This is a genomic window from Pseudoalteromonas sp. SWN166 (genome assembly GCF_015864485.1).
Lineage (GTDB): Bacteria > Pseudomonadota > Gammaproteobacteria > Enterobacterales > Alteromonadaceae > Pseudoalteromonas.
Genome location: NZ_JADYXB010000036.1, coordinates 16,879 through 42,469, shown reverse-complemented (window position 1 = coordinate 42,469; position 25,591 = coordinate 16,879). Strand labels below are relative to the sequence as shown.

The following is a 25,591-nucleotide window of genomic DNA, read 5'->3' as shown; positions in this document are numbered from 1 at the left end:
GGAAGTCAGGGCTCAATCTACGTCACAGCATTTTCACACTCTGGTTGGGTACGAGCTCACTGTCTTCCCGATGTGACAAGTGCTAGCTAAACACTCATCAAGAAGAGATACAAGGTTGGGTTGAGTAACACGAAACCCAACGGATCGCCAATGCAATGAGCACACCTAAAGCTAGTTATATGTAGTGTTTTTGTAGGCGCTTAGCTTGCTGGCGCGTCGGGCTAACTTATTTTTTCTTTCCAAACAATATGTTATTAACTTAATTATATGGCTGATAGTTTTGTTATATTAAAAACTGAGATATGCTAGCTTAAAATTTTTAAGCTATTTTAAAAGGATTTTATACGATGATTGTTGAAGATATTTCAGCTGAAAAAAAGAGTGATGGATATACGCCATATTTTCTCAGCGCAACAGACGAAGCTGAAATTGATAAAGATGTATCGAATGTTTTTGACCAAGTAATTGCATCAGATAAAGCATACAATATAGCGATAACAGGGCCATATTCATCTGGAAAATCTAGCTTTGTAAGCTCATATAAAAAGAATAATACTGAGTTTTCTGATTCGTCAATTGATGTTTCACTAGCTTCTTTTCAGGTTGATGAAATGGTGGTTGGGGAAGAAGCTCTAAATAAGCCAGATGTGTTTGCAAATATAGAAAAAAGTATTATTCAACAAATTATTTATAAAGTGCCTTCTTCAACAATTCCAAAATCTCGCTTTAGTAAATTAGCTACTTCCAAAGATACTACCAAGTGGAAGAGCTACATATTTGCTTCGCTTTGGCTTCTGTCTATTTTTTATATTTTTAATCCAAAAAGTTATATTTTTATTGATCCTATTAGGCCAATACTTGGGAAATATTTAGAGTTTTTTAACATTGGTTTATCCTTAGTTATGCTTGTAGGTTGCCTGCTTGGTATTGCATTTATATTTAAGTATTTAAAGAGTACCCTACCACTTTCTAAAATCAGCTATTTAAACCCGACCAGTGCAGAAATCAGTTTTTTTTCAGAATCGGACTCTGTATTAAATAGGACCCTTGATGAACTGGTGTATTTCTTTTCTAGTTCACAATACAATAAAGTGATATTTGAGGATTTAGAAAGGTTAAATAAGCCTGAGATTTTTACAAAACTACGTGAAATAAACATCATTTTAAATAATAGTGATGCAGTCAGAGAGAAGCATAAAAAAGGGGTTAAGTTTATTTATGTAACTAAAGACGATTGCTTTTCAGCTACAGAAAGAACTAAATTCTTCGATTTTATTCTACCCATAATTCCGATTATTCATTCAAATAACTCATATGATAAAATTCTTGAATTAATTTCTACAATTAAAAATGAAAAACTTTCTCGAAGATTTTTAAGGGATGTTACTGTTTTTATTGCAGATATGAGGGTTTTGCAAAACATAGTTAACGAATTTTACTTTTACAGAAAGCTAGTTAGTCATGATCAAAGTTTATCTGACGATAACTTATTTTCGCTAGTTCTATCTAAAAACATGTTCCCCAATGAATTTGAGCTTCTTCAGCAAAATAGTGGGAATATATTTTCTGCTTTTGATACATCAAAAATAAAAAAAGAAGTAGTTGAATGTAAAAAAGCAATTATTCGTGAGTGCGAAGAAAAAATTGAAAAAATTCAAAATGCGATAAAATTTACTGAAGATGAGTATGAAGCGCTCATAAGATGGAAGCTTCAAATAATTACAAGGCAATACCCTGGACTGCGTGGTTGGAAATTTGGACAAGAGACTATTAATAGTAACGATTATGATTCTGTTTTAGTCAGTTTGCGAGAAGGTCTTGAACTAAAATTGTCTGACTATGGCACACTAGTATCATTAGCTGAAAATGATGAATATTTGGAGATCCAAAGTTACTTAGAAAAGCTAAAGATGCTAGATGAGCCGAATGAAAAAGTTGAGCAACTTAATCGTAAAATAAATGAAATTTCAATATTAATAAGCAAAGTTGAGAGTGCTTCACTCAAGGAAATGTGTTCTCTTTTTGAGGAGGAAAGAGAAAATCTTACAGGTTATAAATCAGATCATATTATTCACTACTTGTTGCGTGAAGGATATATCTATGAGGACTATCAAAAATATATTTCAATATTTTATGAAGGTGAATTAACTCGAAATGACTTTAACTTTAGAAACAATATTGTTTATGGGAAGAGGCCTAATTTTGAATATTCATTAAACAATCCTGCAGGCATTGTTGAATTACTAGATGAAAATAGCTTTTCGCAAACCGCTATTCTGAACTTTGATCTTTTTGAATATTTAATCTCCGAAAAACACTCATTTTTAAACCAAATCTGCATCATATTAGATAACAATCCTAAGCTTCTTATTGAGTTTATCGATAAGTTAGAAAGTAGTAAGTTTATTGATATATCATCAATGCTCGAAATTTTAGTATCCAATAGGCTTAATTTTTTAGAGTTAAGTAAGAGTTATACCGATAAGTTTGGGCAGTGGTGCTTTAAATTATGTAAGAGTAAAGGTTTTTCTAATGTAGATTTTAATCATTATCTTTTTTTGGCGAATCATTTAAATGAAAATACCAAAATTGTTGTAGAAATAGCAGGCGAATCAAAGAGGCTGAGAGAAGTAATTCTGGAAAATATATTTTCTCTTGACCCTTTGTTTGAGTATGTCGAATTTGATCATAAAAACGATGAGCAGATTGAAGTTTATACAACTATGTTTAAAGCTAGGTGCATAAGAGTTAACTCAGATAGCTTACATAGTTATTTTAAATGTGTTTATAAAAGAGAGAAATTTTCTTTAGCTTTTATCCTCAAAGCTGAAGATGAACTGCTAAGCGTAGGTATCGCTGATACTGATATACTTCAGCTTTTAGTTGTAAAGTATTGGATAGAGACCATTAAAGAGGGTATCGAGGACGAGAACTCAATAATTCACATGCTAAAGTCTGATATTGCCTTCGAAATAAAAAAGCAGTTAATAAGCAGTATACCTTTTCAACTTACACATATAACTAGCTCTAAACTAGATGAAACCACTCATTTGGAATTATCAAAACAAGATAAAGTTATACCTACTATTGAAAATTTAGTCACTATATTCGCTTATTTTGATCATGATAGTGAGTACTTTGAAGATTTTAGTATAGAAGCCGATAGGGTGGTTTCAGCTAATCTTGAAGATTTACTTTCAGAGGTCAAAATATTGAGTAATGATGATGGAAATGACAAGCTACTTTTTGATTTCACAGGTATTATTTTGTTTAATATTGGAAAGCAATATACATTCCAGTCATTAGTTCATCCTCTGAGTAAGCATATAGACGGTTATGATTTAGATAATCTAACCGATCAGAAGTATGAGTATTTAATTAAAGAACGTTTAGTAATTTACTCTGATAAACTTAAAAGTGAACTTGAGGAAGATAGGCCTGAACTTCTTCCGTTACTAATTTCGTACAATAAAGATGAGTTTTTAGAAACAAATCAGTTTTACGATCTTAGTGATGAAACGCTTTGCTCTATTGCTAAATTAGAGGTTCTTAGCAATGCTGAAATATTGACTATTTTTGAAGGCTTAAGTGAAAGTAGTTTCTTTTCTTCTGATGAATTAGCTTCTTGTTTTGCTGATTTGTTAGTTATTCAGCCTTCTGATAAGGTATCTGATAAGTTGTTTGGGCACTTAGTTGAGTATGTAGAACCTAAATCAGATAAAGGTCAGGACTTAATTCGTGCAATGCATAATAAGTTCGATCCCATTTATCTAGTAGAATATATGACTTTTGATTGTATTCCTTTTTTCTCACTAGAAGACAGAATCCATATTTTTGAAAGTGGTGAAGTGAGCGATGAAAACAAGTTATCGGCAATTGCTAGTTTAAGTGATGAAGAGTTTAAGAGCCCTTTAATAGATACTATTTATTTAAGCTCTTTAGCTTGTGAAATGAAGTTTGATGGAGTTAAAGAAGTTAACATAATTAAGTTAGCTTCAAAACTAAATGACGACTCTGATTTAATTACATTTTTAACTTATCAAATAGACCTATTATCTGAGGATGGAGTAAAAGAAATCTGTGGTTTCTCTACAGAGCAGATTGCAAAAATTAATATAGCTAAAACTCACTTTGAATTACCTAATACAAAAGAATACGATCTCTTTTCTTCATTGATGACAGACAAAAAATTGGTTAAGAGAAAAAAAATCACTAAAACAGATAAAATTAGAGTTGATTTAAATAACTCATAAATAGCATGTACTCGGTGGTAATTTTTATTTAAATTACCACCAACCTCAACTGGACCAAACCATCTAAGCCCCACACTGCCTAATCCCAGCTCGCGCATGTTTAAGCGCAATAATCTGCCCCTTACCGTTATGCGCCATAGCGAGCATATCACCGGTATTTAGACCACTTTCAACTGCGTGTTTACCCTTTAAATCACTTAACAGTGAATGCTTAATTTGCACTAGCACCTCAAGATTACAGCTGGAAGCTGCGCAGTTGATGTTTTAATAAATACTGGGTTGTTAGGTACTTCAAGTGTGTGCATAAGCCGCTCCTAATTTTATTGAGCACAACAATTAGGGTGTTTTCAAAGCTATAACGGGTGGCAAATCAAAAAGGGGTGAAATAATTTTATAAAAAATGTGGGGTTTAGTTACAATAGCCATTCGCAAATATTAAAACTTACATTTTTAGGCTGTTATGCAACTCATTGAAATAAATAAAGCGCGTTACCGTAAACATTTAAACCGTGTTATTGCAGGGTGTGGTATTGGTTTAGCTGTAGGCAGCTTGGCTATATCGCAAACGCTAATTGCTTTATTTCCTGATGAAAGTGGTAGCCATTTTCATTGGAACTTAATAGGTGTTGCTATTACTAGCGTTGGGCTTGCGTGGTTACTTAATAAATACCGTACACATAGTTTTATGACAGAAGTTGTTTATGTGTGGGAGCTTAAAAAAGCACTTAATAAAATAACCCGCAAAATGGCTAAGTTAAAAGCAGCAGGGCGCGAGGGTAATGCCGATGCGTTATTAGCGATTCATTATAGTTACGCAGGCTCTCGGTTATTGTGGCAGCTAGACGATAATCTAATCACCATGGACGATTTAGCCATTAAACAAGCTGAGCTTGAATCTGTTGCAACGCAACATAATGTAACGCTTAACGTTGAAGATTACGAAGAAAGTATTTTAAAACAGTTTTAAAACAGTTTTAAAACAGTTTTAAAACATAGGTTTTTAAATTAGTTAGAGGAGCCTTAATGAAAAAAATACTCATAGTGTGTTTAGGTAATATTTGCCGCTCGCCAACCGCAGAAGCGGTATTAAAAGCCCGAGCTAAAAAACTAGGCGTTAACGTTAAAGTTGATTCGGCAGGGACTATTGGTTACCACGAAGGTAAAACGCCTGATAGCCGCTCAATGGCAGCAGGCGAAAAACGTGGTTATAGCTTTAAAGGTATTTGTTCACGTAAAGTACGCAGTAGCGACTTTACTGAGTTTGATTTGATTTTAGCGGCCGATACGCAAAACTTAGCTGATTTAAAAGCCCAGTGCCCTGAGCATTTACGCTACAAGCTGGCGCTATTTTTAGAATATGGCGAGCAAACCCAAAGCGCTATTCCTGATCCTTATTACGGCGGCGATGATGGCTTTGAAAATGTGCTCGATTTAATTGAAGCGGCTAGCGATAAAATACTCGCTAAAATTTAATCCCTATTTTATTACTAAAGCTAAATTTAACGAGCTTTTTGTCGTATTGCACAGTGTCCCTAAAGTAAGTACATTTTATGCTTACTCAAAGGGAACTTTATGAAAATAAAAATATTACTACTCACTTTATCTATCGCTTCTTGTTCTACTTTTGCTAACGATGTTAGTTTTTCGATTGGGGGTGGCTATCCTTACTTAGTTATTCCTGAAGTGTCTTTATCGGCTAACGACGGCACACAGCGCTGGTATGCAAACTACAAAATAGGCCTTGATGATGGATTTTCAGCAGGTTTTGAACAAGCGGTAAGTGATAATAAAAAACATGCTTTTGGCGCGCTTGTAGGTGCAATTGGCGCAAGAGATACAGACCAAGAGTGTGAAAGTTCAACAAATGATGTAGCAACTGACTTTGCTAATACGCTAGGTTGTGTAATTGGCGGTATTTTTGATGATGAAACAACAAACGGCATAGGGCTTACTTATAGCTATAACTTTAACGGGTTGAATAGTGCCGGTTTTAGATTAGAGCTAGATGTGGGCTATGGCAAAACAAGCGACAGCAACGAAGAAAGAGCTGATGGCGGTATTAGCGTAAGTTACGAATTTTAACTACGTGAGTTTTGTATTAGTTAGTTTAAAAAAAAGGCGCATAAAGCTGTCTCTTGATCACAAGTCTGGCTCAAGAGATTTTGCTAAATCGTAGCCTTCCAGGATGGCTTGTAACTTAAGCCATCCTTGCCATAACACTTTCACAGATGCACGCCCTGTGCGCTTGGTATCTTTCCAGCCTCCTAACTTTGCCAGTTCCTGATACGCCCATGACATATTTGGAGCAGTTTCAGGCAATGGTGTTTTTATTCTCTTTAACCACAATAACTTCCATGCTTTGGGAGATAACAGTTGTTCACAACTTGGAGAATCAGGCTGCTCATTGGTGAACTTTAGTTGCAATATTCGCGTCGCAATAAAGCCATTAATCGTCACCAATCTTTCCATGTTACCTTGGCTTTGAAGGCGTAAACTTTCGATATCCGTACCATCACTTTTCCAGACTTTATGGTATTCCTCTACAAGCCAACGGTGCTCATAGTAGGTGATGATAGCTAAGGCGTCTTCTTTGCTGGTGACTGGTTCACTGGTTAATAGGTGCCAGCTTAAGCCGTTCTTAGCGTTTCCTCGCTCTGCACAGCCGACATAGTAAACTGGGAGGGAGTGTCCTTTCTTATTGTAAGGCGCTTTGAGTGTCACTGGCGCATAGGTGATATCCAGTGTTGCGCTTCGGGCTTTTCTTCCTCCTTTTTGTGCAATGTGGATGTGTTTGGTGCCTGCACTCATCAGCTCGCTTGCAAACGCATAGAGCTTATCCTCACCTTCTTCAATATGACGACTTTGCATCGAGCGTACGACGAATCGTTGCTGCTCGGTTAGTTTATACTGCAAGTATTCGTAGATGTCCGCTTCGCGGTCACACACCGATATCACGTTCGCCATTTGTCCTTGCAGCCGCTCTGCCATCGCTCGTGACGCTGACTCCCACTTGTAACTTTCTTTTTCTTCGTAAGAAGTCGTCGCGTGTTTTTCTCTTTTTCCAATCGTGTTGATATCACGACTCCAGCGAGACTGTTCAATTAATCCCACAACTTGCTTTGTGTCTGGCGCAAACAGTAATACGCTATGAGCTAACAAGCCTCGTTGTTTTGCTCCTCGTCCGACATGACCCAAATCATCTCGAATGGAGGAATGTTTATAAACTAGTGTGGTCGTGTCTTCTAATGCGAGCAATAAGTTATGACTTTTTGCTTGTTCAACCGTGGCTTTAAAGCCTGACTCTGCTATAGCCGTTGCGTCAATATTCTCGTTGCGAATAAAGCGGTAGGCACCTTCCATATCGGCGGGGGATTGAGTGATGTTCACAAGTGGTTTTCCTGGTTCATTTGCAAGCGTTGATGCTAACTTTACCAGACGCGCTGTTCTTCTTGGATCACCTAAGTCCGATTTACCGAATTGTTGTTTTGCCCAATGAGTATGTTCGTTAATCATAATGTGCCCTCAAACAAGATTTGAAGATCTGATCATGACATTGAGATTTAGTTCAAAAAAATCCCCGCTAATTTCTTAGCAGGGATTTGTGTATAAGAGACAGCATAAAGCGCCTTTTTTAATGAACCGCTTTTAGTGGCGGTTAATTTTAAAGTCGAGTTGTACCTGAGAAATAGCGCTAATGGGTTTGCCATTTTCGAACTTTGGTGCGTAACGCCATTGCTCAACGGCTGCTTGGGCTGACTTTTCAAATGCGTTGCCACCTTCAGAACTAAGCACTTTTAGGTTTTTTACAAAGCCTGCAGTGTCTACCTCAAACTCCATAACAACGCTACCATCGGTACTAAATCTGGCTTTATGCGCTGGGTATTTAGGATTAACACGATAGAGAGGTGTTTGCTCTTGCGATTCTTTCCATGGCACCATTTGAGCGATAGCTAGGCAATGTTTAGTTGCTTCTTCGCTTTTACCTTGTTTTTCGTACAGACCCACAAGTTTTGAATGAGCAGTTAGCTCAGCACTGTGATCAAAGCTTAAGTTATCGTCAAATGCAGTAACTATATTATTTAAGCGCTCAATTGCTCGGTTATATTTTTTGCTACCTTCGGCAAATGCGGCTATTAAAAAATTAGCTTTAATTTGCTCTACCGAGCTACTCGGAATATTTTCACGGTAGTATTCGTCGGCTTCTTCTAGGTAGTTTTTAGCTTCGCGATATTTTTTAGAACTAAACTTTTTAGCCAGTAGCGTTGCCGCTTCTAGTTTCATGTCGGCTACAAACTTAGGCTTATTTTGTGTTTTAGCTATTTCAATTACTTGTTCTAAAAAGTTAGCTGCTTGATATGCCGATGTTGTGTAGTTAGCTTGGCCGAGCAGTGCATCAACTGTTTCTATTGATTGTTTGCCGTGGTTTGCAGCTAAAATAGTATGAGCTTCGTTATAAAGTGTATAACGCTGCTCGTTTAGCTCATCGTCGTAGCCTTTAATGGCTTTAGCGTAATTAATAGCTAAGTTGGCAGTATTGTCGTCGCTTTTACCGTAAACGGCTTTACCTGATGTGTAAGCAAGTTTGGCAGTTTGTTGTACGTTTTTGTTTACTTTAACTGCTGCTAAATAGCTTTGGTATGCCTGGCTAAATAACGCTTGAGGATCGCTTGCTTGGCTGGCGAGTGCTGTAGTACTTAAAGTTGTTGCGCTTAGAGCAGATAAACTTAAGCCTATAAATAAAGCGAGTTGCTGACGTTTCATAATAATCCCTATTGACTTTTAAATTGAAATTAGGTTGACGTAATTACAATTGTTTTCTTATTAATATAATTCTTGGCTGAATGGTAAAACTACTTAAAGCCGTTCAAAATACAGTTCAGCTTGAGTTGTTGCATTTACAGGTTTTCCATTTTTAAACTTTGGAGCGTAACGCCATTGTTTAACAGCGGCTATCGCTGATTTTTCAAACGCTTTAGAACCTTCAGAGCTAATAACCTTAGGATTTTTCACAAAGCCATGGGTATCAACAGTAATCTCTAATATAACTATTACATGACTTTTAGTTTCACCGCGAGGGTATATAGGCTCGGTTATGTAGAGTGGATTTTGCTCTGAGGTGTTTTTCCAGTGCGTATTTTTAGCAAAGGCTAAGGCGTGTTTAGTCGCTTTATCGCTTTCATCTTGTTTTTCATATAGCTGAACTAAGCCAGCATGCGCATTAAGCTCAAAGCTTTGATCTAAATTTTTATATTTATCAAATAAGCCAACTATACGGTTTAGCCTTTTAGTTGCTTTGTCGTAATCTTTACGGCCACTCTCAAATGAAACCATTAAAAAGTCAGACTTTATACGCTCTACTGCATTATCAGGTAGCTGGGCTTGGTAATATTTATCTGCATCTTGAGCGTATATTTTCGCTAAAGAATATTCGCTATGGCTAAACCCATAAAGTAATGTTTCTGCAGCTTCAAATTGCATATTGGCGACAAGGCCTGGGTTATTTTGTAATTCAGCGATTTTGATGAGTTGCTTAAAGTTTTTGACTGCGGTATCTGATTTATTCGTATGAGTGGCTTTGGCTAGTAGCGTATCCATAGTCTCTATTGAGTTTTCACCATAGTTTTTAACTAAAATACGGTGGGCCTGTGAATACAAATCAAACCGTTTCTCTTCATTGCCATTCCCTATAACCATAATGTTCTTTGCAGTATAATTATTGATGGCTTCGGCGTAGTTAATAGCAAGCTTTGCCGTTTCATTGCTATTTTCTCCATATAGAGCGAGCCCTTTTTGATAGGCAAGTTGTGCTTCTTTTTCAGCTTGTTCTTTGGCTGCAACAAATGCTGAGTCAGTTTCTTCGGCGTTTGCAGATACAACTTGAATGCTATTTACTTGGTTTGCGAAAGTGGAGTTAGCAAAGGCTAATAAGCTTAATCCTATCGATATGGCGAGCTGTTGGTGCTTCATAATAATCCCTATTATTTATTAGCCCATAAAATTACCAAAACTATCAAGGCCTGTCATTATTTTAGGTAAATTAAAGTAAACAAGCGAGGTTGTAATATTCGGGTTATTAATTGCTTAACAATCATTGAAAATAACGCCTGTCGTCGCCATATATTTGCCATAAACAGTCTTGTACTACGGTGTATTCATCCTATCTTGTGATATTATCACTTTATTATCGTGTCGTAGTTATTTAAATATTTGGATTTGTCGTGGCGCAAGTAAGAGCAAGAGTCCAGCTTAATGTTGGCAAAAATAGTGATATCCCTGCAGAAATAATCTCATTTACTGATTTAAAAGATGGTAAAGAACATATTGCTATGGTGTTTAACAACGCTGATACAGAGCAAGATGTACCGCTTATTCGTATGCATTCTGAGTGTTTAACAGGTGATGTATTTTACTCATCGCGTTGTGATTGCGGCGAGCAGCTAAATGAATGTATTGAAATGATGCACGAGCAAGGCGGTATTTTATTGTATTTACGCCAAGAAGGTCGTGGCATTGGTTTATACAACAAAATTGATGCTTACGTATTGCAATCGCAAGGTATGAACACCTACGAAGCTAATAATCATTTAGGCTTTGCTGATGATTTACGTGACTTTTCGGATGCTGTGTTAATGCTTAATGCGCTTAATTTAAGCCACGTTAAATTAATGACCAATAATCCTAAAAAGCTTAACGCATTAAAAGATGCCGGTATTAATGTTGACTCGGTTGTGGGCACGCATGCGCACATTAAAGCGGGTGTTGCGGGTAATAAATCGTACCTAGAAACAAAAATTAAGCATGGCGCGCATATGTTAGATATTAAGAAAATTAAAAAACCTTAATCATTTAATTACGTTTCGTCTATTAATACCCCCTCACGCCAAGTTATACTTGGCGTGTTTCGTTTTAAATTAAGAGCAAGTATGTCTACACAATTACGAATTTTTAAAGCCGATGCAGGGCTAAAGTGGTTAAAAGCCGGATGGCTTATTTTTAAAACCCAGCCAGCAACCTTTATTTTTATGCATTTATTTATTGGCATTGTAGGGCTGCTGTCTTTATTTTTACCTTTACTGCAAGTTGTGGCAGCGCTAGCTACGCCATTTTTAACCGCAGGCTTTTACCAAGCGGTGCTTAGTAAGCAGCAGGGCGGAAAAATTATGCTAGCCGATATTCTCAAGCCATTTACGGCTAAGGGAAATCGTTTAGGGTTACTACGTTTAGCACTTTACCAAATGGGTGCGGGCATTTTAATGGCGCTACTCGCTAATGGCTTATTTGCCGATGCAGTGGCTGTTATGAGCCAACCAGGACTTGATCCAAATGTAGCACTTGAGCAAATGCTTGATAGTATTTCGGGCGCGAATGTCATTTTGTTTTTTATGGCAATGCTAATTTACTTAACAGCGTTTGCTTACGCTGTACCGCTTGTTTATTTTAGTAAAGAAACACGTATTTTAACGGCACTTAAAAAATCGTTAATGGTGTTTTATCATAACATTTTGCCACTTGGCGTTTTTGGCCTTATTTGCGCATTATTTATGGCGCTTTCGATGTTCTTATCGTTCTTACCACTGTTGATTTTAATGCCAATTTGCTACATTAGCTTTTTTGTATCTTATCAAGCCATTTTTATGCCTGTTGTACCACCAAGTGACGACATTAATGTTAAGCCACTTAGCAGTGAAACAAGCGGGCGTTTTGACGCTTAATGGATGATAAATTAAAGCAAAAACTAAAAAACTATGTACTTTGGTTACTAGGGCGCCAAGAATATTCGCGTCGTGAGTTAACGCTTAAGCTACAGCAAAAAGAAGCTACAGAAGAGTTTATTGAAACGCTGCTTGATTGGTGCGAAAAGCATAATTTTATTAACGAGCAGCGATACTGTGAAGGCTTTGTAAGAAAACACATATTTAAATGCCACGGGCTTAAGCGAATACAAAGCGAAGCTATGGGCAAAGGGATTGATCGTTCGCTACTTGAATTGGTAGTTGAAGAGCTTGAAGTAGATTGGTTTGAGCTTGCGCAGGATGCGTACAATAAAAAATATTCGAATACACCGGCCGATCTCGATTACAAAGACAAAGCTAAGCGCGTGCGCTACTTAATGTATCGGGGTTTTAGCTACGATGAAATTAATTTTGCAATGCAAGCACAGTAAATACAGGTGAGACTTTCAAATGCAGCACATGACTACCGCACAAATTAGGCAACAGTTTTTAGACTTTTTTGCCAGCAAACAACACCAAGTTGTACCTTCAAGCTCGCTTATTCCGGGTAACGATGCCACGTTGTTATTTAACAATGCCGGCATGGTGCAATTTAAAGATGTATTTTTAGGCGCAGAAAGCCGCCCTTATACACGTGCGACTAGCTCGCAGCGCTGTGTACGTGCTGGCGGTAAGCATAACGATTTAGAAAATGTGGGCTACACTGCTCGCCACCATACATTTTTTGAAATGTTAGGTAACTTCAGCTTTGGTGATTACTTTAAGCAAGAAGCTATTAAGTTTGCATGGGAGTTTTTAACTGAAGAAGTAAAACTACCAAAAGAAAAGCTTTTAGTAACTATTTACCACGATGACGAAGAAGCGTTTGAATACTGGTCAAAAGACATTGGCTTATCTGAGGATCGTATTATTCGTATTGCTACCTCAGACAACTTTTGGTCTATGGGGGATACCGGTCCGTGTGGTCCGTGTTCTGAAATATTTTATGATCATGGCGAACACATTTGGGGCGGACCTCCGGGCTCTCCAGAGGAAGACGGCGACCGTTTCATCGAAATTTGGAACCTTGTATTCATGCAGTACAACCGTCAAAGCGACGGCACAATGTTGCCTCTACCTAAGCAATCTGTTGATACGGGAATGGGCCTTGAGCGTATTTCTGCTATTTTGCAGGGCGTGCATTCAAACTACGAAATTGATTTATTTCAAGGCTTAATTGCCGCTGCTGCAAGTGTTACTAATGCACAAGACATGGACGATAAATCACTACGCGTAGTGGCGGATCATATTCGTTCGTGTGCGTTTTTAATCTCAGACGGTGTTATGCCATCTAACGAAGGCCGTGGTTATGTACTGCGCCGTATTATTCGTCGTGCTGTGCGCCACGGTAACAAGTTAGGTGCACAAGGTTCGTTTTTCTATAAATTAGTTGCTGCGCTAATTGAGCAAATGGGTCAAGCGTACCCTGAGCTTGCTAAGCAACAAGAAATTATTGAAAAAGTATTACGCATTGAAGAAGAACAGTTTGGTAAAACACTTGAGCGTGGCTTAGCTATTTTAGAAGAAAGCTTAAGCGACCTTAAAGGCGATATTATACCGGGCGACTTAGTATTTAAACTTTACGATACGTATGGTTTCCCTGCTGATTTAACAGCCGATGTTGCGCGTGAGCGCCAGATGACAATTGATCATCAAGGCTTTGAAGAGTGTATGGCTGTACAACGTAAAACAGCGCAGCAAGCAGGTAAATTTGGTGCAGATTACAATGACCAATTAAAATCAGATAAACACACTGATTTTAAAGGTTACGACAGTACACATTACAGCGCGACCGTTATTGAAATTTTTGCCGGTGGCGAAGCTGTTCAGTTATTAGAAGATGGTCAACAAGGTATTGTAGTACTAGACCGCACACCGTTTTACGCTGAATCAGGCGGTCAAACGGGTGACACGGGTACTATTACAGTTGCTGGTGGCGAATTTAATGTTACTAATACCACTAAGCTTGGTAATGCTTTTGCTCACCACGGTACTGTACAAGGCCGTATTGGTGTTAATGACAAAGTTGACGCAACTATTGATGATACGCGCCGCGACAGCATTAAGAAAAACCACACAGCTACGCATATTTTACACGAAGCATTACGCCAATTATTAGGTGACCATGTAGGCCAAAAAGGCTCGCTTGTTCAGCCTGATCGTTTACGTTTTGACTTTTCGCATTTTGAAGCGGTTACTAAAGATGAGCTACGTGAAATTGAGCGTGTAGTTAATGACGAAATTCGTCGTAACTTTGCACTTAATACTGAGCTTATGGCTATTGATGATGCTAAAGCGAAAGGTGCTATGGCATTGTTTGGCGAAAAGTACGATGACGAAGTACGTGTAGTTACTATTGGCGACTACTCTATTGAGCTTTGTGGTGGTACTCACGTTGAGCGCGCTGGCGATATTGGTTTATTCAAAATTGTATCTGAAAGCGGTATTGCCGCAGGTGTTCGCCGTATTGAGGCCGTAACTGGTGCAGATGCTGTAGCGTACGTTAGCGAGCAAGAGCAACAACTTAGCGATGTTGCAGCTTTAGTTAAAGGCGATAGCGCATCGGTACTTGAAAAAGTAACTGCGTTGCTTGAAAAATCTAAAGGCCTTGAAAAGCAAATTGCACAGCTTAGCGATAAGCTAGCAAGTGCAGCGGGCGCGTCTTTACTTGATTCGATTGTTGAAATTAATGGCGTTAAGCTACTTGTAGCAAACGTTGAAGGTACTGAATCTAAAGCGCTTCGCGGTATGGTTGATGACCTTAAAAACAAGATTGGCTCAGGTGTTATTGCACTGGGTGTTGCCAGTGGCGACAAAGTAAGCCTAATTGCCGGTGTAACGAAAGACTTAACAGGCAAGGTAAAAGCCGGTGAGTTAGTTAACCATATGGCAGGTCAAGTAGGTGGTAAAGGTGGCGGACGTCCAGATATGGCACAAGCCGGTGGTAGTGAACCACAAAACCTTGCTGCTGCACTAGATAGCGTTACAGCTTGGTTAACTGAGCGTACTTAAGCCTAAGTGGCGCTTATTGTTCAAAAATTCGGTGGCACTTCGGTCGGCTCAATAGAGCGAATTGAAGCAGTCGCCGACCTTGTTGTTAAAACCAGACAACAAGGACATCAAGTGGTTGTGGTTCTCTCTGCTATGTCGGGAGAAACCAACCGCTTAATTAACCTCGCCAAACAAATTGATACTCGCCCGAGTAGCCGTGAACTAGATGTACTTATTAGCACCGGAGAGCAGGTTTCTGTATCACTGCTTGCTATGGCTATTATCAAACGTGGCCACTCAGCGGTGAGCTTATTAGCCGATCAAGTCAATATTCAAACCGACAACATGTTTGGTAAAGCCCGTATTGAAGAGGTTGCTGCTACGCGCTTAAAGCATGAGCTTGAGCATAATCGTATTGCTATTATTGCTGGGTTTCAGGGACGTGATATTGAGGGCAATATTACAACGCTTGGACGCGGCGGCACCGATACATCGGCTGTAGAAATAGCAGCGGCTATAAAAGCCGACGAATGCCAGATCTATACAGACGTTGACGGCGTATATACTACAGATCCTCGTGTTGAACCAAACGCGCGCAGAATGAGCCAAGTTACTTTTGCCGAAATGCTGGAGCTGGCAAGTTTAGGCGCAAAAGTTTTGCATATTCGCTCGGTAGAAGCTGCAGGTAGACACAATGTGCCACTTAGGGTGCTTTCTAGTTTTAATCCTGATGAAGGCACATTAATAAGTTTTGAGGAGAACGATATGCCAAGCAAGGTGGTATCGGGGATTGCGTTTAATTGTGACGAATGTTTAATTAAAGTAGATGGTGTGCCAAGCGGTACGCAATATCTTTCAAAAATATTGAAACTTTTTGCTGATAATGGCATCGAAATAGATATGATTAATCAAGTTAATCATATCTTTGAAAAAATAGACTATGCTTTTACTGTGCACTCGAATGATTATCTGCAAGCACTTGAATTATTGAGCGAAGATCAAGCTCAACTCAGTGCTCAAAATATAAGCGGATTACCAACAGTAGCTAAAGTTTCTGCTGTTGGAATGGGTATGAAATCGCATTCTGGTGTAGCAAGTTTATTTTTTGATGCATTAGCGCAGGAAAATATTAATGTAGTTTTAGTCTCGACTTCTGAGATTAAAATTTCAGTTTTAATAGATGAAAAGTACCTAGAGTTGGCAGTTCGTGCATTACACAAAGCATTTTTAACAGAAAATGGATAGATTGAGAGTTTTTACTTACTTTTCAGTCTAATTTTCATTAGTATGTTTAAGCGGAATCTTATAATTTTTATTGGAACATGGGAGCAAGAGAATGCTAATACTAACTCGTAGAGTAGGTGAAACCCTAATGATTGGTGACGAAGTAACAGTTACTGTTCTAGGTGTTAAAGGAAATCAAGTTCGAATCGGTGTTAATGCACCAAAAGACGTATCAGTGCATCGTGAAGAGATTTACATGCGCATACAAGCTGAAAAGTCGAACCCTAATCCGGGCAATGCTTAATCAACACGTATACGTAGTTGAGTAATTAGCTCAACTAGACTAAAAGCCACTCACTGAGTGGCTTTTTTGTTTATAAAAGCGAGTATTTCAGGGGTTAGTATTTGTTTTGAAATGTACTGCATTCCGCTTTTATTTTTAATAATAATACCTTGCTGAGTATCTATTACTTCGCTTATGTTTTGCCAAGTTAGCTCAAAACTTTTGTAATGATTAGCCGACTTAATGCCTTCTTCATCAAAGGTAAGTGTTACCTCAGAGCCTGACGCTCTGCTGAGCATTTGTCTGGTTACCCACCAAGGTCTGCGATAGTAAAAAGCGACGCACTCTAGTACACCTAGCATGATCATAAACGATCCTAAGTAATGATCGTTTAAAACATAAATGCCAAATAAACCAAGCGCAACGAGGAGTACAAGTAAAAAGTACTTAGGTTTGGCGCGCTTACTGTAGGGGAGTGACTCGTCAAAGCACTCGTAAAAGTAAGGTTTATCTAGTGTGTAGGTTGTTGTAAATGCCATATTGCCTTGCTTTAAATATCGTTTTTTTTATTTTAACAAGCTAGCCGCTAAATGAGCAGCTTTATAGTCAGTGATTTTATTACAGACACAAAAAAACGGCCCTAAGGCCGTTTTTTAGCGATACAAGAAGAATTAACAGTTAGTTTCTTCAGCGTTTACGCCTTCTTTAACATTTTCACATGCATCTTCTACTTTGTTTTGCACGTCAGTTACTGCTTCGTCAATACGTTCGCCTGCGTCTTCTGCATGATTGTCTTCACAACCCATGATAAAGAAACTTGCGAATAGACCGATTAGTGCTGCTTTTACAGTTGTTGAATTCATAATGTAATTCCTTGTAAGTGTTAATTAAATTTTAGTGTTTGTTAGTTGAATGCTTTATCTACCTGGGTGATTTACCACGTAGTGCACCTGAAACTAATGAGATCACTAAAAGTACTAAAAATATAAAAAATATAATTTTTGCTATACCAGCTGCGGCACCTGCGATGCCACCAAAACCTAACACTGCAGCGATTAAAGCAATAACTAAAAATGTAATTGTCCAGCGTAACATTGTTTTCTCCTTGGTTATCAAATTTGCTCACAATAACTAATGCCAGTTATATGCCAAAGTTTATTTTTGTTTTATATCAAGTGGTTATGGTTTTTAACTGTGTTTTTAGTTATTAGTTAGTTAGTAATTTTTACGCTTTGTTATGTAAGTTATTCACACTGTTACAAGTTACCGGTAAATATTCACTAAAAATAATCTTTTTGGTAAGACCAATTAACAATTGGTGTGTGTTTTTGTACTTATTATAAAATTTGGCGGTTATTTTTATTAAGTTGAATAGTTAATTAACAACTTCCATATAACTATTAGCTATAGTCGTTATTTTCTGTATGTATTGTAGGGCGCATGATTGCTGGGTTATGGCATGTAAATTTGTTGAGTGTTATGTTGTTTATAGTTTAATTGGTTTTACCAATTTACAAGATGTAGACAAAGCGACTAGTTTTGTTATTATCCAGTGAATAAATATTTAATTAAATCGATTTTTTATTTTCGATATGGGTTTCAAGGGGGAGAAAAATGGATATAGGTGCTCTACTCACAACGGCTGGTAGCTTAATGCTAACTGGTATGGTTGGGGTGTTTGTATTTCTGTCGATATTAATTGGTGCAGTAACGCTTATGTCTAATTTGGTGACGCGCTATAGCGAACCAGAGGCATCACCAGCTAAATCACCGTCTTTTAAATCTCAAGGTGTGCCTAATGAGCACATCGCTGCTATTAGTGCTGCCATTGCTCAGTACAAATCAAATAATAAATAAGGGGCACACACATGGCTAAATTAAAATTAACAGAATTGGTATTACGCGATGCGCACCAATCATTGCTCGCAACACGTATGCGCCTAGACGATATGCTACCTATTGCTAGCAAGCTAGATGATGCAGGTTATTGGTCTATTGAATCGTGGGGCGGTGCTACATTTGATTCGTGTATTCGTTATTTAGGCGAAGATCCTTGGGAGCGTATTCGTGCGCTTAAAAAAGCGATGCCTAATACTAAACAGCAAATGCTATTACGCGGTCAAAACCTATTAGGCTACCGCCATTACGCTGATGATGTAGTTGAAAAGTTTGTAGAACGCGCACATAAAAATGGCGTTGACGTATTTCGTATTTTCGATGCAATGAACGATGTACGTAACCTAGAAACAGCGATTAAAGCGGCTATAAAAGTAGGCGCGCATGCTCAAGGTACTATTTCGTATACGGTAAGTCCTGTTCATACGCTTGATATGTGGCTGACTCTGGCTAAGCAATTAGAAGATTTAGGCTGTCACTCAATTTGTATTAAAGATATGGCGGGTTTATTAAAGCCGTACGATGCTGAAAAACTAATTAAAGCACTTAAAGAAACCGTATCGGTTCCTATTGCTATGCAGTGCCACGCTACAACAGGTTTAAGTACTGCGACTTATCAAAAAGCGATTGATGCAGGCATTGATATGCTTGATACCGCTATTTCATCTATGAGTATGACTTACGGACACACAGCAACTGAAACTATTGTATCGATAGTTGAAGGCACTGAGCGCGATACCGACCTTGATTTAAACCATCTAGAAGAAATTGCGGCTTACTTTAGAGATGTACGTAAAAAATATGCGGCATTTGAAGGCAGCTTAAAAGGGGTTGATGGTCGTATTTTACTCGCTCAAGTACCTGGTGGCATGCTTACAAATATGGAAAACCAGCTTAAAGAGCAAGGCGCGGCAGATAAGCTTAATGAAGTTTTACTTGAGATCCCACGTGTACGTGAAGATCTTGGCTTTTTACCTTTAGTTACACCAACATCGCAAATTGTAGGTACTCAAGCGGTACTTAATGTACTAACAGGTGAGCGTTATAAAACAATCACTAAAGAAACTGCTGGCGTACTAAAAGGTGAATATGGCTTAACACCAGCACCAATGAATAAAGAGCTACAAGAGCGTGTGCTTGATGGAGCAGAGGTTATTACTTGCCGCCCTGCAGATAACATTGCACCAGAGCTTGCAACGCTTGAAGCTGAATTATTAAAAGAAGCGCAAGAGCAAGGCTTAACACTTGCTGATGAGCAAATTGATGACGTACTAACTTATGCATTATTTCCACAAGTTGGTTTGAAGTTTATTAAAAACCGTAACAACCCGGATGCATTTGAACCTATTCCTACCGTTGAAGATAAAAGCAATAAAGCACCTTCTAAATCAACTTCAAACAATAACGGCGTAAAAGCTGAGCAGTACAGCGTAAAAGTAGACGGTAAAGTTTACGACGTAGTAGTGGCGCAAGGTGGTGAGCTAAAAGAAGTAACATTAAAAGACTCTGAGCATATTCCTCAGTCTGCTTCAGTTGCATCGGGTGAAACGCTAAATGCACCTTTAGCCGGTAATATTTTTAAGATTAAAGTAAAGGCCGGGCAAGTTGTTAACGAAGGTGATGTAGTGATTATTATGGAAGCCATGAAAATGGAAACTGAAATACGCGCTATGCACACCGGAACAATTGCTGAAGTGTTAGTTAGTGAAGGCGATGCTGTAACTACCGGCGACGCTATGATTGCATTAGCATAGGGAGTAAATAGAGGATGGACGGTATTTTAAACCTCTGGAATGCTACTGGCATTGCTAACTTTACAATCCCATCGTTAATAATGATTGCGGTAGGGTGTTTATTACTGTTTTTAGCAATAGCTAAAGGCTTTGAACCACTATTGCTGCTACCTATTGGTTTTGGTGCAATTTTAACAAATGTACCTGTGGCAGGTTTGTCAGACCCTGGTGGGCTTTTGTACTATGTTTATTACGTGGGTATTGATACCGGGATTTTTCCGCTATTGATATTTATGGGTGTAGGGGCGCTGACCGATTTTAGCGCGCTTATTGCAAACCCTCGTATGTTATTACTTGGTGCTGCGGCGCAGTTTGGTATTTTTGCTACTTTGTTTGGCGCAATATTATTAAACTACGTGCCAGGCTTTGAGTTTACTCTACAGGACGCATCGGCTATTGCAATTATTGGTGGTGCAGATGGACCGACTGCCATATTTTTAGCGTCAAAACTGGCACCTGATTTACTAGGCGCAATAGCGGTAGCTGCATATTCATACATGGCACTAGTGCCAATTATTCAGCCGCCAATTATGCGTGCGTTAACCACACCAGAAGAGCGCCAAATTAAGATGCCTGAATTACGTAAGGTATCTAAAAAGGAAAAGATTATTTTCCCTCTTATGGTACTTAGTTTAACGGCAATGTTTTTACCGGCTGCTATACCGCTTGTAGGTATGTTTTGTTTAGGTAATTTAATGCGAGAGTCGGGTGTTGTTGACCGTTTAAGTAACAGTGCTCAAAACGAAATTATTAATGTTACAACTATATTTTTAGGCTTAGCTGTAGGCTCAAAGCTTGCTGCAGATAAGTTTTTAACTGTTGAGACGATTGGTATTTTAGTGCTTGGCGCATTGGCTTTTGCAATTGGTACAGCATCGGGCGTATTTATGGCAAAAGGGCTTAACCGTATATCTAAAACACCTATAAATCCATTAATTGGTGCAGCGGGTGTATCTGCTGTGCCAATGGCGGCACGAGTGGTTAATAAAGTGGGCCTTGAAAGTAACCCACATAACTTTTTACTTATGCACGCTATGGGTCCAAACGTAGCGGGTGTACTGGGTAGTGCAGTTGCAGCAGGCATATTGCTAGCACTCGTTGGCTAAAAATGTAATTTAAAATAGATTAACTATTAAGCGCAGTTTACTGCGCTTTTTTTGTGCCTAATTTGTAGCTAGATAAAGCTTTTTTGTTTACAGTGACTATTCTTCAAAACTTTAAGGATAGTTACCATGCTTCACACACCTTTAGCAAAGCACTTACCTCATGTTAGTAAACTTGTATTCGGATGCATGGGCCTCGGCGGTGGTTGGAATAAAGACGCAATTACTGATGCACATGTTAAGGAAACTCATGAATGTATAGATAACGCTATTGAAGGTGGTATTAACTTTTTTGACCATGCTGATATATACACTTTTGGTAAAGCTGAGCAGGTTTTTGGTAAAGCACTAAGTGAACGACCAGAGCTTAGAGAGCACATGTATATTCAATCTAAATGTGGGATCCGTTTTGAAGATGACTTAGGGCCAAAGCGCTATGATTTTTCGGCTAAGTGGATTGAGCAATCAGTTGAAGCATCTTTAAAAAAATTAAATACAGAATACTTAGATGTATTGATGCTGCATCGTCCCGATCCGTTAATGGAAGTGAACGAAATAGCACAAATATTTAGCTGCCTAAAAGAAAGCGGTAAAGTGCGTAATTTTGCAGTATCTAACATGCAGCAACACCAAATGAATTTTTTACAGCATGCACTTGATATGCCTATTGTGGCTAATCAAATTGAGGCTAGTTTACAAAAACACCAGTTTGTTGATGAAGGTGTATATGCGGGTAACGCTGATGGTAAAAATCTCAATTTTACTCCAGGAAGCATTGAATACTGTCGTCATTTTGAAATTCAAATTCAGAGCTGGGGCAGTTTATGCCAGGGTTTATACAGCGGTAGTGATTTATCAAACGCATCGCAGGCCGATATAAACACCAGCCTTTTAGTTAATAAGCTAGCTGCACTTTACGATACTTCTGCTGAGGCTATTGTGCTGGCATGGTTACTTCGCCATCCTGCATCGATTCAGCCAATAATTGGTACTACTAATGCTAAACGTATTAAAGCATCGTGTGATGCTGTAAACGTAAAACTAACTCGTGAGCATTGGTACGCACTTTATGTAAGCGCTAAAGGCCATGAGTTACCATAAGTAGGACATTGATATGAATATATTCGTTATTTTAATTGGGTTGTTTATAGCACTTGCGGTGCTTATACCTTTGCTTGAAAAGTATCAAAGTAAAATGGGGCTTGATGGCGCAACCAAGTACAGCAAATATATTTGGCCGTTAGTGATGGTATCTTTAGTTGTTCAGCTCATTTATGTATTAATGTATTAATGTATTAATGTATTAATGGTTTATAGCGTATACAAAAAAGCCTTTGCAAGTGTAACTTGCAAAGGCTTTTTTAATGCTTATAACTAAACTTTATTTAAGTGCAACTTGTAGTTCGCGGTTGCGCTCAAGTTGGGCAATAAAGTTATCGGCAATAGGTTTAAACTTAGCAAGTTCTGAGCGAGGTAACGGCTCTGACTTAGGAAGTTTTACTGTTTTAGGATTACGGTGAACGCCATTTACTAAAAATTCATAGTGTAAATGCGCGCCAGTAACACGACCCGTAGACCCTACAGTACCAATTTGTTGGCCCTGTTTAACTTTTTGGCCAGTTTTAACTAGTTTCTTATTTAGATGTAAGTACTTAGTTACATATTGTGTGCCATGGCTAATAAATACGTAGTTACCGTTGTATTTGCTGTAACCCGCTTTAATTACTTTACCATTACCTGATGAAACAACTGGTGTACCGGTGCGCGCAGCAAAGTCGATACCACGGTGCGCTCTAACTTGCCCAGTAACTGGGTGTAAGCGACGAGGGTTAAAGCTCGAACTAATATATTTAAAGTTTACTGGTGCACGTAAAAATGCTTTTTTCATGCTACGCCCTTCAGGCGTATAAAAATTGCCGTCGGTATGGCGAATTGCTGCAAAGCGCTGACCTTGGTTTACAAATTCAGCGGCAATAATTTTACCGGTACCAATAAATTCGCCATCAACATAATGAGACTCGTAAATTAAGCCAAACACATCGCCTTTGCGAATATCATTTGCAAAATCAACATCCCAACCAAATATGTCAGCAAAGTTCATTATTTGACGTTCGCTTAAACCTGCCGCAATTGCTGAAGTCCAAAAGTTATTAGATATTTCGCCGCCAGCGGTTTTAGTTAGCGTTTCAATTTCTTTGCTATCGATAGCTGTATCGTAATTACCTTCGTCATTTAAGGTAACAAATAAAGTATCTGTTTTTGAAATTACATAACGCAGTTGAGCTAAAGAGCCATCCTCAGCGGTAGCAAAACTAAGTATTTCACCTGGATGAATTTTAGTTAGCTTGCGGGTCTCTGCATTAGTGTTAATTAGTTTATGAAGCGTTTGAGCTGAAAAACCAGCACGCTTAAAGATAATTGCTAAATTGTCGCCATTTTTAACTTTATGATCGACAAAGTCGTATTCTGGTAACTTTTCTGCTGCTTGCTCTGAATTTAGCTCAGTTAATTTTTCGTTGTCATCAACTTTAACTTGTAACTCATAGCGCTTACCTATCTCTAGTGCATTCGCACTATTGTCTTTGGAAGCAGTGGCTTTTTCAGAAGGAAGAAAGGCTAAGCCAACAATAGCAGAAACCAAACCTAGAATAAGCAATTTGTGTTTTTTGGGGAGCGTGTTAACCACGTGAACCATAACGTGCCTTTTTCTGCTGTCAAGATAATAAATACATAATATTGCAGGATATACTTAATAATGTACGAATACTAGTGTTTTGTAGATTTAAACTAACCTTAAACTGCGCTAAAATCGAGGTTAGAAAGCCTTTTTTAACGTCCTATCTAACTAAGACTCAATTCATTTGGTTTAGTTGCCCTAATAACTTAAAAAGTTATTTTAATTAGATAGAAATTTGTTATGTTAGCTACATATATATGTTCGGTTTAAACCTTAATTAAAACCTTAATTAAAACCGTGATTACAAGTAACTAGTCGCCCCTTCGTCGGCAGAATTTTGGAGTAATACAAAGTGGATTTACAAACCGCTCTAGCAGAGATAAAACGCGGTGCAGAAGAAATATTAATTGAAGACGAACTAGTTGAAAAACTAAAGTCGGGCAAAAAGCTAAAAATAAAAGCAGGCTTTGATCCTACAGCGCCCGATTTACACTTAGGGCACACTGTACTAATTAATAAAATGAAAACCTTTCAGGATTTAGGTCATGAGGTTATTTTCTTAATTGGTGACTTCACTGGTATGATTGGCGACCCAACAGGTAAAAACGTAACGCGTAAGCCACTTACTCGCGAAGACGTACTAGCTAATGCTGAAACATATAAAGAACAAGTATTCAAAATTCTCGATCCTGCTAAAACCACCGTTGCATTTAACTCTACTTGGATGGAAAAGTTAGGCGCTGCAGGCATGATTAAACTTGCTGCTAACCAAACAGTAGCGCGTATGCTTGAACGTGATGACTTTAAAAAGCGTTATGCAGGCGGTCAACCAATTGCGATTCATGAATTTTTATATCCATTAGTACAAGGTTGGGATTCGGTTGCACTAGAGTCAGACGTTGAACTAGGCGGTACTGATCAGCGCTTTAACTTATTAATGGGCCGTGAGCTGCAAAAAGTTGAAGGTCAAAAGCCGCAAACAGTATTAATGATGCCATTACTTGAAGGGACTGACGGCGTTCAAAAAATGTCTAAGTCACTTGGTAACTACATTGGTATTACTGATGCACCAAACGATATGTTTGGTAAAATAATGTCAATTAGTGACGTATTAATGTGGCGCTACTATGACTTACTAAGCGCACTTTCTATTGAAGAGATTGCAGCTAAAAAAGAACGTGTTGAGCAAGGTACTAATCCGCGCGATATTAAAATTGAACTAGCTAAAGAGTTAATTGCTCGTTTTCATAGTGAAGCTGATGCACAAGGTGCACATGACGATTTTATCCAGCGTTTTCAGAAAAAAGCGCTACCAGATGAAATCCCAGAACTAACAGTCACTATTGCAGAAGATACTATTTTAATTGCTAACTTACTTAAAGAAGCAAACTTAGTAGTAAGTACATCAGAAGCAATGCGTATGATTAAGCAAGGCGCAGTTAAACTTAACGGTGAAGATAAAATCACTGATACCAAACTTGAAGTAGCAAAAGGTACAACGGCTATTTACCAAGTAGGTAAGCGTAAGTTTGCAAACATCACTGTAGCTTAAATACAGTTTGAAACTAAAAAACCAGCCTAGGCTGGTTTTTTTGTGCT

The 25,591-nt window shown here is 38.3% G+C and carries 23 protein-coding genes and 1 pseudogene; 16 read left to right on the top strand and 8 right to left on the bottom strand.

Annotation, left to right across the window (positions count from 1 at the left end; genetic code table 11):
- Positions 1-347: 347 nt before the first annotated feature.
- Positions 348-4,253, top strand: coding sequence for a YobI family P-loop NTPase (locus I6F49_RS16780; RefSeq protein ID WP_197181386.1), 3,906 nt, complete (start codon positions 348-350; stop codon positions 4,251-4,253).
- A 63-nt stretch (positions 4,254-4,316) separates the two neighbouring features.
- Here I6F49_RS16780 and I6F49_RS16775 read toward each other — a convergent pair.
- A pseudogene (locus tag I6F49_RS16775) lies at positions 4,317-4,499 on the bottom strand (hypothetical protein); the annotation flags it as partial.
- 214 nt (positions 4,500-4,713) lie between these two features.
- Here I6F49_RS16775 and I6F49_RS16770 point away from each other — a divergent pair.
- From I6F49_RS16770 to I6F49_RS16760, 3 genes are all read left to right on the top strand, one after another.
- Positions 4,714-5,220, top strand: coding sequence for a DUF3087 domain-containing protein (locus tag I6F49_RS16770; RefSeq protein ID WP_197181385.1), 507 nt, complete (start codon positions 4,714-4,716; stop codon positions 5,218-5,220).
- Between the two features lie 56 nt (positions 5,221-5,276).
- Positions 5,277-5,726 (top strand): low molecular weight protein-tyrosine-phosphatase, encoded by a 450-nt coding sequence (locus I6F49_RS16765; RefSeq protein ID WP_165727237.1) that lies wholly within the window; start codon positions 5,277-5,279, stop codon positions 5,724-5,726.
- Positions 5,727-5,825: 99 nt separating this feature from the next.
- Positions 5,826-6,335 carry a hypothetical protein gene (locus tag I6F49_RS16760; protein ID WP_197181384.1) on the top strand — a complete coding sequence of 170 codons (510 nt, stop codon included), beginning with the start codon at positions 5,826-5,828 and terminating at the stop codon, positions 6,333-6,335.
- Positions 6,336-6,392: 57 nt separating this feature from the next.
- Here I6F49_RS16760 and I6F49_RS16755 read toward each other — a convergent pair whose 3' ends face one another.
- From I6F49_RS16755 to I6F49_RS16745, 3 genes are all read right to left on the bottom strand, one after another.
- Entirely contained in the window at positions 6,393-7,766 is a 1,374-nt protein-coding gene (locus tag I6F49_RS16755; RefSeq protein ID WP_197181383.1) for an IS4 family transposase, read from the bottom strand.
- A gap of 132 nt (positions 7,767-7,898) precedes the next feature.
- The gene (locus I6F49_RS16750; RefSeq protein WP_197181382.1) at positions 7,899-9,014 is read right to left on the bottom strand and encodes an energy transducer TonB; all 1,116 of its coding nucleotides are present in this window, start codon (positions 9,012-9,014) and stop codon (positions 7,899-7,901) included.
- A 93-nt stretch (positions 9,015-9,107) separates the two neighbouring features.
- Entirely contained in the window at positions 9,108-10,220 is a 1,113-nt protein-coding gene (locus I6F49_RS16745; RefSeq protein ID WP_197181381.1) for a TonB family protein, read from the bottom strand.
- Between the two features lie 251 nt (positions 10,221-10,471).
- On the opposite strand from I6F49_RS16745, the gene I6F49_RS16740 reads away from it, so the two are divergent.
- The 6 genes from I6F49_RS16740 to csrA all read left to right on the top strand — a co-directional run bounded on the left by I6F49_RS16740 (position 10,472) and on the right by csrA (position 16,544).
- Positions 10,472-11,095 (top strand): GTP cyclohydrolase II, encoded by a 624-nt coding sequence (locus tag I6F49_RS16740; RefSeq protein ID WP_024594512.1) that lies wholly within the window; start codon positions 10,472-10,474, stop codon positions 11,093-11,095.
- Between the two features lie 81 nt (positions 11,096-11,176).
- Complete coding sequence (locus I6F49_RS16735) at positions 11,177-11,965, top strand: BPSS1780 family membrane protein (RefSeq protein ID WP_024600767.1); 789 nt, start codon at positions 11,177-11,179, stop codon at positions 11,963-11,965.
- Positions 11,965-12,417: a regulatory protein RecX gene (locus I6F49_RS16730; RefSeq protein ID WP_007583805.1), complete on the top strand. Its 453-nt coding sequence runs from the start codon at positions 11,965-11,967 to the stop codon at positions 12,415-12,417. The genes I6F49_RS16735 and I6F49_RS16730 overlap by 1 nt, the downstream gene beginning before the upstream one ends.
- Before the next feature lie 19 nt (positions 12,418-12,436).
- Positions 12,437-15,037, top strand: a complete 2,601-nt coding sequence (gene alaS / locus I6F49_RS16725) for an alanine--tRNA ligase (protein WP_165727242.1) — start codon at positions 12,437-12,439, stop codon at positions 15,035-15,037.
- Between the two features lie 6 nt (positions 15,038-15,043).
- Positions 15,044-16,261: an aspartate kinase gene (locus I6F49_RS16720; protein WP_165727243.1), complete on the top strand. Its 1,218-nt coding sequence runs from the start codon at positions 15,044-15,046 to the stop codon at positions 16,259-16,261.
- A gap of 91 nt (positions 16,262-16,352) precedes the next feature.
- The gene (gene csrA / locus I6F49_RS16715; RefSeq protein ID WP_004587515.1) at positions 16,353-16,544 is read left to right on the top strand and encodes a carbon storage regulator CsrA; all 192 of its coding nucleotides are present in this window, start codon (positions 16,353-16,355) and stop codon (positions 16,542-16,544) included.
- A gap of 50 nt (positions 16,545-16,594) precedes the next feature.
- Here the strand turns inward: csrA and I6F49_RS16710 are convergent, their stop codons facing one another.
- The 3 genes from I6F49_RS16710 to I6F49_RS16700 form a co-directional block, all read right to left on the bottom strand.
- Positions 16,595-17,062 carry a YcxB family protein gene (locus I6F49_RS16710; RefSeq protein ID WP_165727244.1) on the bottom strand — a complete coding sequence of 156 codons (468 nt, stop codon included), beginning with the start codon at positions 17,060-17,062 and terminating at the stop codon, positions 16,595-16,597.
- Between the two features lie 132 nt (positions 17,063-17,194).
- Complete coding sequence (locus tag I6F49_RS16705) at positions 17,195-17,386, bottom strand: hypothetical protein (protein ID WP_007378921.1); 192 nt, start codon at positions 17,384-17,386, stop codon at positions 17,195-17,197.
- A 58-nt stretch (positions 17,387-17,444) separates the two neighbouring features.
- Positions 17,445-17,618 (bottom strand): DUF1328 domain-containing protein, encoded by a 174-nt coding sequence (locus I6F49_RS16700; RefSeq protein ID WP_002961939.1) that lies wholly within the window; start codon positions 17,616-17,618, stop codon positions 17,445-17,447.
- 519 nt (positions 17,619-18,137) lie between these two features.
- Here I6F49_RS16700 and I6F49_RS16695 point away from each other — a divergent pair.
- The 5 genes from I6F49_RS16695 to I6F49_RS16675 all read left to right on the top strand — a co-directional run bounded on the left by I6F49_RS16695 (position 18,138) and on the right by I6F49_RS16675 (position 22,606).
- Complete coding sequence (locus I6F49_RS16695) at positions 18,138-18,380, top strand: OadG family protein (RefSeq protein ID WP_007583814.1); 243 nt, start codon at positions 18,138-18,140, stop codon at positions 18,378-18,380.
- A gap of 11 nt (positions 18,381-18,391) precedes the next feature.
- Positions 18,392-20,173 (top strand): sodium-extruding oxaloacetate decarboxylase subunit alpha, encoded by a 1,782-nt coding sequence (gene oadA / locus I6F49_RS16690; RefSeq protein WP_197181380.1) that lies wholly within the window; start codon positions 18,392-18,394, stop codon positions 20,171-20,173.
- A 14-nt stretch (positions 20,174-20,187) separates the two neighbouring features.
- The gene (locus I6F49_RS16685) at positions 20,188-21,318 is read left to right on the top strand and encodes a sodium ion-translocating decarboxylase subunit beta (protein WP_007378925.1); all 1,131 of its coding nucleotides are present in this window, start codon (positions 20,188-20,190) and stop codon (positions 21,316-21,318) included.
- 126 nt (positions 21,319-21,444) lie between these two features.
- Entirely contained in the window at positions 21,445-22,416 is a 972-nt protein-coding gene (locus I6F49_RS16680; RefSeq protein WP_197181379.1) for an aldo/keto reductase, read from the top strand.
- Between the two features lie 13 nt (positions 22,417-22,429).
- Positions 22,430-22,606, top strand: a complete 177-nt coding sequence (locus tag I6F49_RS16675; protein WP_197159772.1) for a hypothetical protein — start codon at positions 22,430-22,432, stop codon at positions 22,604-22,606.
- Between the two features lie 90 nt (positions 22,607-22,696).
- On the opposite strand, the gene I6F49_RS16670 is transcribed toward I6F49_RS16675, so the two are convergent.
- Positions 22,697-24,010: a peptidoglycan DD-metalloendopeptidase family protein gene (locus I6F49_RS16670; RefSeq protein ID WP_149593972.1), complete on the bottom strand. Its 1,314-nt coding sequence runs from the start codon at positions 24,008-24,010 to the stop codon at positions 22,697-22,699.
- Between the two features lie 334 nt (positions 24,011-24,344).
- Between I6F49_RS16670 and tyrS the strand changes: the two genes are divergently transcribed.
- Positions 24,345-25,544: a tyrosine--tRNA ligase gene (tyrS, locus tag I6F49_RS16665; RefSeq protein ID WP_197181378.1), complete on the top strand. Its 1,200-nt coding sequence runs from the start codon at positions 24,345-24,347 to the stop codon at positions 25,542-25,544.
- The last annotated feature ends 47 nt before the right edge of the window (positions 25,545-25,591 follow it).

Bases quoted from the DNA above. Each gene is read 5' to 3' on its own strand.
- I6F49_RS16710 (WP_165727244.1), bottom strand. From the start codon at position 17,062: ATGGCATTTACAACAACCTACACACTAGATAAACCTTACTTTTACGAG.
- I6F49_RS16765 (WP_165727237.1), top strand. From the start codon at position 5,277: ATGAAAAAAATACTCATAGTGTGTTTAGGTAATATTTGCCGCTCGCCA.
- I6F49_RS16730 (WP_007583805.1), top strand. From the start codon at position 11,965: ATGGATGATAAATTAAAGCAAAAACTAAAAAACTATGTACTTTGGTTA.
- I6F49_RS16685 (WP_007378925.1), top strand. From the start codon at position 20,188: ATGGACGGTATTTTAAACCTCTGGAATGCTACTGGCATTGCTAACTTT.
- I6F49_RS16750 (WP_197181382.1), bottom strand. From the start codon at position 9,014: ATGAAACGTCAGCAACTCGCTTTATTTATAGGCTTAAGTTTATCTGCT.
- I6F49_RS16760 (WP_197181384.1), top strand. From the start codon at position 5,826: ATGAAAATAAAAATATTACTACTCACTTTATCTATCGCTTCTTGTTCT.
- I6F49_RS16755 (WP_197181383.1), bottom strand. From the start codon at position 7,766: ATGATTAACGAACATACTCATTGGGCAAAACAACAATTCGGTAAATCG.
- I6F49_RS16680 (WP_197181379.1), top strand. From the start codon at position 21,445: ATGCTTCACACACCTTTAGCAAAGCACTTACCTCATGTTAGTAAACTT.
- oadA (WP_197181380.1), top strand. From the start codon at position 18,392: ATGGCTAAATTAAAATTAACAGAATTGGTATTACGCGATGCGCACCAA.
- I6F49_RS16735 (WP_024600767.1), top strand. From the start codon at position 11,177: ATGTCTACACAATTACGAATTTTTAAAGCCGATGCAGGGCTAAAGTGG.
- I6F49_RS16700 (WP_002961939.1), bottom strand. From the start codon at position 17,618: ATGTTACGCTGGACAATTACATTTTTAGTTATTGCTTTAATCGCTGCA.
- I6F49_RS16770 (WP_197181385.1), top strand. From the start codon at position 4,714: ATGCAACTCATTGAAATAAATAAAGCGCGTTACCGTAAACATTTAAAC.
- csrA (WP_004587515.1), top strand. From the start codon at position 16,353: ATGCTAATACTAACTCGTAGAGTAGGTGAAACCCTAATGATTGGTGAC.
- I6F49_RS16745 (WP_197181381.1), bottom strand. From the start codon at position 10,220: ATGAAGCACCAACAGCTCGCCATATCGATAGGATTAAGCTTATTAGCC.
- I6F49_RS16675 (WP_197159772.1), top strand. From the start codon at position 22,430: ATGAATATATTCGTTATTTTAATTGGGTTGTTTATAGCACTTGCGGTG.
- I6F49_RS16695 (WP_007583814.1), top strand. From the start codon at position 18,138: ATGGATATAGGTGCTCTACTCACAACGGCTGGTAGCTTAATGCTAACT.
- I6F49_RS16780 (WP_197181386.1), top strand. From the start codon at position 348: ATGATTGTTGAAGATATTTCAGCTGAAAAAAAGAGTGATGGATATACG.
- I6F49_RS16705 (WP_007378921.1), bottom strand. From the start codon at position 17,386: ATGAATTCAACAACTGTAAAAGCAGCACTAATCGGTCTATTCGCAAGT.
- I6F49_RS16670 (WP_149593972.1), bottom strand. From the start codon at position 24,010: ATGGTTCACGTGGTTAACACGCTCCCCAAAAAACACAAATTGCTTATT.
- alaS (WP_165727242.1), top strand. From the start codon at position 12,437: ATGCAGCACATGACTACCGCACAAATTAGGCAACAGTTTTTAGACTTT.